At 61.1% G+C, this 8,682-nt stretch carries 8 protein-coding genes; 4 read left to right on the top strand and 4 right to left on the bottom strand.

Annotated features, from left to right (window positions below; translation table 11 throughout):
• Positions 1 to 808, bottom strand: an 808-nt coding sequence (locus NV64_RS22145; protein ID WP_255410343.1) for a cache domain-containing protein, incomplete at its 3' end; no start/stop codon positions are given.
• Positions 809 to 1,054: 246 nt separating this feature from the next.
• On the opposite strand from NV64_RS22145, the gene NV64_RS22140 reads away from it, so the two are divergent.
• A complete protein-coding gene (locus NV64_RS22140) occupies positions 1,055 to 1,765 on the top strand; it encodes a Bax inhibitor-1/YccA family protein (RefSeq protein WP_056237111.1) in 711 nt (236 codons plus the stop codon).
• A 353-nt stretch (positions 1,766 to 2,118) separates the two neighbouring features.
• Here NV64_RS22140 and NV64_RS22135 read toward each other — a convergent pair whose 3' ends face one another.
• The 3 genes from NV64_RS22135 to NV64_RS22125 are packed head-to-tail and all read right to left on the bottom strand — an operon-like array spanning position 2,119 to position 5,074.
• Positions 2,119 to 3,075, bottom strand: a complete 957-nt coding sequence (locus NV64_RS22135) for a lysylphosphatidylglycerol synthase domain-containing protein (RefSeq protein ID WP_101506800.1) — start codon at positions 3,073 to 3,075, stop codon at positions 2,119 to 2,121.
• Positions 3,075 to 4,319, bottom strand: a complete 1,245-nt coding sequence (gene clsB, locus NV64_RS22130) for a cardiolipin synthase ClsB (RefSeq protein ID WP_101506799.1) — start codon at positions 4,317 to 4,319, stop codon at positions 3,075 to 3,077. The genes NV64_RS22135 and clsB overlap by 1 nt, the downstream gene beginning before the upstream one ends.
• The gene (locus NV64_RS22125) at positions 4,316 to 5,074 is read right to left on the bottom strand and encodes an endonuclease/exonuclease/phosphatase family protein (RefSeq protein WP_101506798.1); all 759 of its coding nucleotides are present in this window, start codon (positions 5,072 to 5,074) and stop codon (positions 4,316 to 4,318) included. The genes clsB and NV64_RS22125 overlap by 4 nt, the downstream gene beginning before the upstream one ends.
• A gap of 184 nt (positions 5,075 to 5,258) precedes the next feature.
• Here NV64_RS22125 and NV64_RS22120 point away from each other — a divergent pair, with 184 nt between their 5' ends.
• The 3 genes from NV64_RS22120 to dusC all read left to right on the top strand — a co-directional run bounded on the left by NV64_RS22120 (position 5,259) and on the right by dusC (position 8,579).
• Complete coding sequence (locus tag NV64_RS22120) at positions 5,259 to 5,648, top strand: YbhQ family protein (protein ID WP_056237105.1); 390 nt, start codon at positions 5,259 to 5,261, stop codon at positions 5,646 to 5,648.
• A gap of 413 nt (positions 5,649 to 6,061) precedes the next feature.
• Positions 6,062 to 7,534, top strand: a complete 1,473-nt coding sequence (rhlE, locus tag NV64_RS22115) for an ATP-dependent RNA helicase RhlE (RefSeq protein ID WP_056237103.1) — start codon at positions 6,062 to 6,064, stop codon at positions 7,532 to 7,534.
• 103 nt (positions 7,535 to 7,637) lie between these two features.
• Positions 7,638 to 8,579, top strand: coding sequence for a tRNA dihydrouridine(16) synthase DusC (gene dusC / locus NV64_RS22110; RefSeq protein WP_056237102.1), 942 nt, complete (start codon positions 7,638 to 7,640; stop codon positions 8,577 to 8,579).
• Positions 8,580 to 8,682 lie beyond the last annotated feature (103 nt).

Below are 8,682 nucleotides of genomic sequence, written 5' to 3'. Positions count from 1 at the left end.
CGATTTGACTGCTGTAGCCGTCGGTCTGCCCGCCGTAAGGCTTACCGGCCTGCTCTTTATTCGGGCTGGAGACGACCCGGCCGCCGTGGGAGATCAGCAGCGCATAGCCGGTGCCTTCCCACGGGGTGATTTTGCTTACCCGCTCCTGCAGAGAGGCAAGGGAGATATCGGAGGTCGCCACCGCCTTCAGCCTGCCGTCGTCAACGATCACCGCCGCAACCGACGTCAGCAGCGTAGGAACGCCGTTATAGGCATAGCTGTAAGGTTCGATCAGCATATCGCGCTGGGCTTTTTTCGGCAGAATATAGTAATCGCCCTGGCCCGGTGTGAAGATCGAGGTCAGGTGGTGCAGGTTATAATTGCCGCCCGCATCGCGGTCGACAAACCGCGCGTAGCGCCCGCCAGGGGCCGGATCGGGCTGGGCGGCGAATTCCGCATCCCGGCCGTCGAAGGCGTTCTCCTCGAAGGTGATGGAGATCGACATATAATTTTGATTCTGCTTCAGCGCGTAGGTCAGCAGCTTATCGCCGACCGCACGATCGGTGATACCCGCCGCCGGCAGGGCCACCATGCTCTGCCCAACGTCGCGCGCCACGGTGCGCGCGTAATCCAGTTCGTTCTCTACCGCCTGCGCCTGGCTCTGGGCGATCTGCCCAAGATAATCCTCTGCCAGCTTTCTCTGCTGCTGGCCGGACTGCCAGCTCAGCAGGCCGATGGTGATGCTGAAGCCGAGGGTGATGGTGATCACTCCGGTAATCAACATCAGCGTGCGGGTGCTCATTTTCTTTTTCTGACTCGACTGCAGCATCTGGCATTTCCCCGATTCAATATGCTGTGGTGCACGGACATTCCGTTAGTAGGCGAAATCCCTTGTGTACGATCTATCGGCTAAATCAGATCAATCTTTATCCGCCCAGGTTGCAAAAGGTGAACAAATACAACCGCTGCTCAATCAGCGCAAAACAGTCCGCTGCGCAACTGGCGCTAACCGGGTGGAATATGCCAGGCTTAGGCGAGTAATCATGCCTATTCAACTATTCATAAGGGGAGCATCATGGACCGATATCCGCGTTCCACGGATACCATCGTACAACGTGCCAGCAGCGGCCTGTCGACCTACATGGCGCAGGTTTACGGCTGGATGACCTGTGGCCTGCTGCTCACCGCGTTTGTCTCGTGGTTTGCCGCCAACACGCCGGCGGTGATGGAGCTGGTGTTTGCTAACCGCATCACCTTCTTCGGCCTGATCATCGTGCAGCTGGGGCTGGTGATCGTACTGTCGATGTGGGTGCAGAAGCTCAGCGGGGCGGCGGCCACCGCGCTGTTTATGCTCTACTCGGCGCTGACCGGCCTGACCATGGCCAGCATCTTCCTCGTCTACACCTACTCCTCGATCGCCAGCACCTTTGTGGTCACCGGCGGCATGTTTGGCGCAATGAGCCTGTGGGGTTACACCACCAAACGCGACCTCAGCGGCATGGGCAGCATGCTGTTTATGGCGCTGATCGGTATCGTACTGGCCTCGCTGGTCAATATGTGGCTGAAAAGCACCGCGCTGATGTGGGCCGTGACCTATATCGGCGTGGTGGTGTTCGTCGGCCTGACCGCTTACGACACCCAGAAGCTGAAAAACATCGGCGAAGGCATCAACGTTGACGACAAAGAGAACCTGCGCCGCTTCTCGATCATGGGCGCGCTGACCCTCTACCTCGACTTTATCAACCTGTTCCTGATGCTGCTGCGCATCTTCGGCAACCGCCGCTAAAGCAAATGGGGCGCTGATTCAGCGCCCCATTTACCTTTATCGCCCGCAACCTTCCTGTTTGTCACTGTTACGTGATATCGCACTAAAAATGGCCCTTTCTCATCATTTGAGGGGGGGGAATGATTGATGCCATGCACGAGCCGTCTTACAGCAACTCAACAGCTAACAGGCAATCGGGGCGATCCGGATAAGCGGACTGTCAGAGCCCATGGATGGGCGATGCCAAGCCTCCATGGATGGCTTGCGGCGTGTCCGCGTTCCGGAACGCCCCGATAAGCCAGGCACCGGTATTGAAAGCGATCCGGTCCGAAAGCCACGCCCCGGCCCCCAAAGCGATCGGCCCGCAGGCAACGCTACTCCGCCGCCAGATTCTTCCTGCGCAGCGCCTTCGCCCGCCCCTCGAGCCACAGATAGAGCACCAGCGCCACCAGCAGCGGCAGAATAAAATAGATCAGCCGGTAGGCCAGCAGCGCGGCGATAATCGCCCCGTGGGTCAGATGCTCACCGCGCAGCAGCGCCAGAAACACCGCCTCCAGCACGCCGATTCCGGCCGGAATATGGATAATCACCCCGGCAATGCTGCTGATTAACAGCACCCCCAGCACCTGCGGATAATCCACCTTCTGCAACAGCAGCAGCCAGATAATCCCGCCCATCACCAGCCAGTTGGCGGTGGAAACCGCAAACTGTAACAGCGCCATCCGCAGCGACGGCAGCGCCAGCTTCTGCCCGCGCACCGTCCAGCGGCGGCGGCGTGAAAACGCGCACAGCCCCAGATAGAACAGCACAAAGGCCAGCAGTCCGATGCCGATAGCCCGCAGCGTGCCGCTGCCGATATACCAGCCGGACGGCACGCTCACCCAGCCGGCGCTGAACACGATCCCCGCCAGCAGCACGTAGCCCAGCCAGTTGGTGGCGATGCTCAGCGAAAAGATGCGCGTAATGGTGCTGCCGCTCAGCCCGAGCCGCGAGTAAAGCCGGTAGCGCATCGCCACGCCGCCTACCCAGGTGCTCAGCGTCAGGTTAAAGGCGTAACAGACAAACGACACCAGCATCACCTGGCGCTTAGCCAGCTTATGGCCGCAGTAGGCGCGGCCAATCAGATCGTAAACCCCGTAGGTCAGATAGCTGACCAGGGTCAGCGCCAGCGCCGAGGCTATCGCCACCCGGTTATAGCTGACCAGGTTCTGCCACACCTCCGCCCAGTCCAGCTTGCCGGCATACAGCACCAGCAACACCGCCACGGCGATAAAAAACAGCCAGGTGAGCACCTGCTTCAGTCGCGCAAAGCGCTTAGGTCGTTTGGCCATCAGGGCTTCACCTCGTGATTATCGGTCGCGACCCGATCCTGGGTCTCCATCTCCGGCTGCACCGGCGGTGGCACCTGCGACAGCTTTGGGGTATGTGCGGGCAGCCAGCCGGCAATCGCCGGGAAATAGCGCAGGAAGTGGAATACCACCACGCTTTTGGTCAGCTGCACCCAGCTCTTCGGCGGCAGCTGGCTCTCTTGCACCTGTTTGCAGTCCTGCTGCAAAAGATGCTCAAGATTGTCGCGAAGCTGGCGGTTAAATTCGCGATCGTGAATGATCAGGTTGGCTTCCAGGTTCAGCGACAGGCTGAGCGGATCGAGGTTGCTGGAGCCGACGGTAGCCCACTGACTATCTTTGACCGCGATTTTCGCGTGCAGCGGTCGCCGGCAGTATTCGTAGACCTCCACGCCGCCTTCCACCAGATAGTTGTAGAGCAGCTCGGCGCCGACCTTGACGATCGGCATATCCGGCTCGCCCTGCACGATCAGCCGCACGCGCACCCCGCGCTGCGCGGCACGTTTCATCTCGCGCAGCAGGCGGTAGCCGGGAAAGAAGTAGGCGTTGGCGATGATCACGTCCTGGCGGGCGCAGCTAAGCATCTCCATGTAATGCTGCTCAATATCGTCACGGTGCGCGTCGTTATCGCGCCACACCAGCAGCGCCTGCGCGTCGCCCGGCGTGGCGTTTCTGGCCGGACGGTGGGCGCGGTGCCCCCACCAGCGTGAACTCTGCTGGCGGCTGCCGATCTGCTCGCGCACGAAGGCGGCGATATCATCGACTATCGGGCCCTTCACCTCCACCGCGTAGTCCTGCTTCGACTGCGGGCCGAAGCTGATATTGTGCTCCGCCGAGAAGTTGATGCCGCCGACAAAGGCGATGCTGCCGTCCGCCACCACGATTTTGCGGTGCAGGCGGCGGAAGATATTGGTGCGCATGCCGAACAGCGGCGGGCGCGGATCGTAGTAGAGAAAGCGCACCCCCTCCGAGGTCAGGCTGTGAACAAACTCGTCCGGCAGGTCGGGGGAGCCGTAGCCGTCGACCATCACCTCAATTTTTACCCCGCGCTTTGCCGCCGCCAGCAGCTCCGCGTGCAGCGCGTTGCCGACCTCGTCGTTAAACAGGATAAAGGTTTCCAGCAGCAGCGTATGCTGCGCCCGGCGGATCGCGCCAAACACGCGCGGGAAAAATTCTTCGCCATTCTCAAGCAACCGGATGCGGTTGCCGTCACGCCAGGTCAGATTCATAGATGGATTTCCACTGCCAGCGGTGCATGATCGGACAGATGCGACCATGGCCGCAGGGGAAGGGTTTGCGGATGGCTGATGCCGACGTTACGTACGTAAATGCGGTCGAGGCGCAGCAGCGGAAAACGCGCCGGGAAGGTGCGTGCCGGGCGGCCGTTTTTACGGCTGAAGACCTCTTCCAGCCCGGCTTCGCGCAGCAACGGTCCGTTGGCCCGCTGCCGCCAGTCGTTAAAGTCCCCGGCCACCACCACCGGCGCGCCGGCGGGCAGGGCGTTAACCCGCTGGCTAATCTGCCGCAGCTGCGCCTGGCGATGCGCTTCACGCAGGCCAAGATGCACGCACATCACGTGCAGGGTCTCACCCCCCGGTATCGGGATCTGGCAGTGCAGAACGCCGCGCTTCTCGGTGCCGGCAACCGAAATATCCACGTTCTCATGGGCGGCGATAGGCAGGCGCGACAACACCGCATTGCCGTGGTGCCCCTGCGGATAGACGGCATTACGACCGTAAGCGTAGTTGCCCCACAGGCTATCCGCCAGATACTCATAGTGGGGGGCCTCCGGCCAGTTCGCCACCTGCACCGCGTGCAGCTCATGGCTGCCCATCACCTCCTGCAATAACACAATATCCGCCCCGGTGGCCCTCACCGCTTCGCGCAGCTCGGGCAAAATAAAGCGCCTGTTCAGCGCGGTAAATCCCATATGGGTATTGATCGTCAGAACGTTAAACGACAATCGCTGGCCGTTTTGTGACATACTAATGACGCTCTCCCTTTCAATTCATGAACAATAAAGTGTAGTCTTTGTCACAAAAGAGTGCTGAGAACGGCGTTTTTTTAAGGCATTGTCTGAAAGTTGAGTTAGTCTGAGAAAATCGTTACCGGCTGACGTCGGTAACTCGCCCGGCCGGTCCCGGTCGGTGCGATGCCAGGAGAAATACATGAAATGGTCTAACCGTATTCAGATTGTCACCGGACAAAACTGTGTACATATCGCACTGCACCTGCTGCTGATTGCCGCGCTGGTGTGGGGATGGCAGCATAAGATGTTGCTGCAGGTAAGCATGATTTTACTGGCGCTGTACGCCAGCGTGTTTGCCGCCATGCTGCTGACCCAGCGCTTACCGCGCCTGCGCCGCATTGGCGATTTCCTTGAGGATGTGACCACCACCTACTACTTCGGCGCGGCCATGCTGGTGCTGGTGCTGCTGTCTAAGGTTATCCACAACAACCTGTTGCTGGGTGCGGTGGGGGTGTTAATGCTGACCGGGCCGGCGATCGTTTCGCTACTGGCGAAAGAGCCCACGCGTTCGCGCCAGCGTTCACGCTAATGCTGACGGGCCACTTCGGTGGCCCGCTGTTTTTTGCACTCTGTTCCCCACCTTCTGCACGATCCCGGCGCTGCTTTTAACTCTACACACGCTGTTTACACCGCACTGACGCACCCTTTTTGCCGCACGCCCCGCCTTTTACTCGATTTGCCCCCCCTGCATGCGGGTGTCACAGCCTTGTGTTGCTACCATCGGCGGCCATCTGACTGCAGGCGCTGTCATGCCCGGTAACGCATTTTCAGCTAAGAAGCCGAATAATAACTCCCAGTAACCGGTACGGATCTGTTATAATCCGCCGCTTACGCACCGTGGTTTGTGCTCTCATTCAAGCGTCAGGCACCGCCTGGCGTCAACTCTCCCCCTGGAAACTACACCGCGACGCGGTCAGGGCGGATCCGGAGTCAGTCAACTTTATGTCATTTGATTCTCTCGGCCTTAATGCCGATATTCTGCGCGCTGTTGCCGAACAGGGCTATAACGAGCCTACGCCAATCCAGCGCCAGGCCATTCCAGTGGTACTGGCCGGCCGCGACCTGATGGCCAGCGCCCAGACCGGTACCGGTAAAACCGCCGGTTTCACCCTGCCACTGCTGCAGCGCCTGAGCAGCAGCAACCCGCACCCGAAAGGCCGTCGCCCGGTACGTGCGCTGATTTTAACCCCAACCCGCGAGCTGGCAGCGCAGGTTGCTGAAAACGTTCACGACTACAGCAAGTACCTCGACCTGCGTTCGCTGGTGGTGTTTGGTGGCGTCAGCATCAACCCACAGATGATGAAGCTGCGCAGCGGCGTTGACGTGCTGGTCGCGACCCCGGGCCGTCTGCTGGATCTGGAACATCAGAACGCGCTGGACCTGTCTAAGGTTGAGATCCTGGTGCTGGACGAAGCGGACCGCATGCTGGATATGGGCTTTATCCACGATATCCGTCGCGTGCTGGCCAAGCTGCCGGCCAAACGTCAGAACCTGCTGTTCTCCGCCACCTTCTCTGATGAGATCAAAGGGCTGGCGGAAAAACTGCTGCACAACCCTGAGCAGGTGGAAGTGGCTCGCCGCAACACCGCCTCCGAGCAGGTGACGCAGCACGTTCACTTCGTCGACAAGAAGCGCAAGCGGGAACTGCTGTCGCTGATGATCGGCAAGGGCAACTGGCAGCAGGTGCTGGTGTTCACCCGTACCAAGCACGGTGCTAACCACCTGGCCGAGCAGCTGAACAAAGACGGCATCACCGCCGCGGCGATCCACGGTAACAAGAGCCAGGGCGCGCGTACCCGTGCGCTGAGCGACTTTAAATCCGGCGGCATTCGCGTGCTGGTAGCAACCGACATCGCTGCCCGTGGTATCGATATCGAAGAGCTGCCGCACGTGGTCAACTTTGAGCTGCCAAACGTGCCGGAAGATTACGTGCACCGTATTGGCCGTACCGGCCGTGCGGCCGCCGTCGGTGAAGCGCTGTCGCTGGTCTGCGTGGACGAGCACAAGCTGCTGCGCGACATCGAACGCGTGCTGAAGCGTGAAGTGCCGCGTATGGCGCTGGAAGGCTTCGAGCCGGACCCAAGCATCAAAGCCGAGCCGATCGTTAACGGCCGTCAGCAGCAGCGCGGTGGCGCAGGCGGCGGTGGTGGCGGTGGACGTGGTCGCGGTCAGGGCCAGGGCCGCGGTAACGGCGGCGGCGAGCGCAGCGGTAACCGCGGTGGCAACAGCGCTGCTGCCGGTACCGGTAACGGCGGTGAGCGTCGTCAGGCCAGCGGCGAGCGTCGTCAGGGTAACGGCGGCAACGCCGGTAACGGTTCCGCTGCCGCACGCGGCGGTCGTTCTGAAGGCGGCAGCGGTGCACCGCGCGTCAACCAGACCCGCCAGCGTCGTGGTAACTCCTCGAACAACGGCTAAGCAGACGCCGTGAGCGCGCCCCTCCCGGGGCGCTGCGGCGGTCTGTTAATATGGGGGGAGCCGCCCGGTTCCCCTCTTTAAACTCTGATCCACAGGTTGTTCCATGCGTGTGCTGCTAGCCCCGATGGAAGGCGTTCTCGACTCGCTGGTGCGTGAACTGCTGACCGACGTCAACGATTACGATCTCTGTATTACCGAATTTCTGCGGGTGGTGGATTCCCTGCTGCCGGAAAAATCCTTCTATCGTCTTTGTCCTGAGCTGCATTATGCCAGCCGTACGCCTTCCGGTACGCGGGTGCGGGTGCAGCTGTTGGGGCAATATCCGCAGTGGCTGGCGGAGAACGCCGCCCGTGCCGTTGAGCTGGGGTCGTGGGGCGTCGATCTGAACTGCGGTTGTCCGTCGAAGACGGTGAACGGCAGCGGGGGCGGGGCGACGCTGTTGAAGGATCCCGAGCTGATTTATCAGGGGGCGAAGGCGATGCGCGCGGCGGTGCCGGCACATTTGCCGGTGACGGTGAAGATCCGTCTGGGCTGGGATTCCGGCGCGCGTCAGTTTGAGATTGCCGACGCGGTGCAGCAGGCGGGGGCGACCGAGCTGGCGGTGCATGGGCGGACCAAGGAGGAGGGGTATCGCGCGGAGGCGATTAACTGGGCGGCGATCGGGGAGATCCGCCAGCGGTTGTCGATTCCGGTGATTGCCAACGGCGAGATTTGGGACTGGCAGAGTGCGCAGGATTGTATGGCGGCGACGGGCTGTGATGCGGTGATGATCGGGCGCGGTGCGTTGAACGTGCCGAATCTGAGCCGGGTGATTAAGTTCAATGAGCCGCGCATGCCGTGGGCGCAGGTGGTGGTGCTGTTGCAGAGGTATGTGCAGCTGGAGAAGCAGGGCGATACCGGGTTGTATCACGTGGCGCGGATTAAGCAGTGGCTGGGGTATTTGCGTAAGGAGTACGCGGAGGCCAGCGAGCTGTTTGCCCAGGTGCGGGCGTTGCCGACGTCGGCGCAGATTGCGGCGGCGATTCTGGCGGTGAGGGCGGAGTAGGTTGCCGGGGCGCTGGTCGCTTCGGGTTAAGGTGGCTGGCTAATCGGGGGCGTGGCTTCGGGGACGCTGGTCGCTTCGGGTTAAGGTGCCTGGCTAATCGGGG

It is taken from the genome of Erwinia sp. B116, assembly GCF_002865965.1.
In the GTDB taxonomy this organism is placed as follows: Bacteria; Pseudomonadota; Gammaproteobacteria; order Enterobacterales; family Enterobacteriaceae; genus Erwinia.
The sequence above is the reverse complement of the archived record's forward strand: the minus strand, read 5'-3'. Positions and strand labels throughout refer to the sequence as shown.